Source organism: Streptomyces sp. W16 (genome assembly GCF_033194735.1).
Taxonomy (GTDB): Bacteria; Actinomycetota; Actinomycetes; order Streptomycetales; family Streptomycetaceae; genus Streptomyces.
Window position 1 is genome coordinate 1 of sequence record NZ_JAWOAI010001054.1, and the last position, 1,488, is coordinate 1,488.

Sequence of the window (1,488 nt, forward strand, 5' to 3'; positions counted from 1 at the left end):
CGGCGCGGGGGCCACGGTTTCGGGCGAGGGGCTCGCGGCACCGGGCGGAGGGCCGACCGCCCCGGGTGAGCAACCCGCCGTACCAGGCGGGCGACCCGCGGTACCGGGTGGCGGGCCAACCGCCCCGGGCGAACACCCCACGACACCGGACAAAAGGCCAGCCGCACCAGGCCAGGGCCGCACCACACCAGGCGGAAGACACGCCCACCCAGGCGAACAACCCGCCGCACCAGGTGCAGGACCAGCCATCCCAGACGAGCAACCCGCCGCACCGGACGGAGGACCGACCGCCCCCGGCGAACACCCCACGACACCGGACAAAAGGCCAGCCGCACCAGGCCAGGGCCGCACCACACCAGGCGGAAGACACGCCCACCCAGGCGAACAACCCGCCGCACCAAGTGGAGGACCGGCCAGACCAGACGACCAACCCGCCGCACCGGGTGCCGGGTCGGCCATCCCAGACGAGCGACCCACGGCACCGGACGGAGGACCGACCGCCCCGAGCGAGCACCCCACGACACCAGACAAAGGACCGACCGCCCCAGACCAAGGCCGCACCACACCAACCGGAAGACACACCCCGCCGACCGGAAGACACGCCCTGCCCAGCGCAGGACACACCCTCCCGGGCGAAGGACGCGTCGGTCCGCGCCCCGCCCCCGGCGCTCTCCCAAGTGCCGCCCAGTCGGCGGCGTTTCCGCTGTCCAGGCCGGGGCCGGTCGTGTCCGAGGTCGTGTTGCGGGTTTCCGGGCTTGCCAAGACGTATGTGCCTGTCAGTGGTCGGCGGCGGCGTGAGCGGGCGGTTCGGGCGGTCGAGGAGGTTGATCTGGAGGTGTGCCGCGGAGAGACGCTCGCGCTGGTCGGCGAGTCCGGGGCCGGGAAGTCGACGACGCTGATGGAGATCGTGTCGCTCACCGCCCCGGAGGGGGGCACCGTGGAGATCCTCGGGCAGGACGTCTCGCGGCTGTCGCGGCGCACCGCGCGACTCCTGCGCGGTGCCGTGCAGATCGTGCCGCAGGACCCGATGTCGAGTCTCGATCCGCGGATGTCGGTGGGCGACATCGTCGCGGAGCCGCTGCACGCCCGGCGCGTGCCACGGGGCGTCGTAGAGTCGCGGATTCCGCGGTTGCTCGCTCAGGTGGGTCTGGATCCGGCGGACGCGGAACGTTATCCGCATCAGTTCTCCGGGGGGCAGCGGCAGCGGGTCGCCATCGCGCGCGCCCTGGCCGTCGAGCCCGCGCTGCTGCTGCTCGACGAGCCGGTGTCCGCGCTGGACGTGTCCGTACAGGCCCAGATCCTGGATCTGTTGCTGCGGCTGAAGCGGGAGTTGGGGCCGGCGTATCTGCTGGTGTCGCACGATCTGGCGGTGGTCCGGCAGATCGCCGACCGGGTGTCCGTGATGTATGCCGGACGGGCCGTGGAGACGGGGCCCGTCGCCGAGGTGTTCGCCGGGCCCCGCCATCCCTATGCGCGGGCGCTGCTGTC

General features: G+C 72.8%; 1 pseudogene. It reads left to right on the forward strand.

What is annotated here, in order from left to right:
* Positions 1–712 precede the first annotated feature (712 nt).
* Positions 713–1,488, forward strand: a pseudogene (locus R6V09_RS52990) (ATP-binding cassette domain-containing protein); the annotation flags it as partial.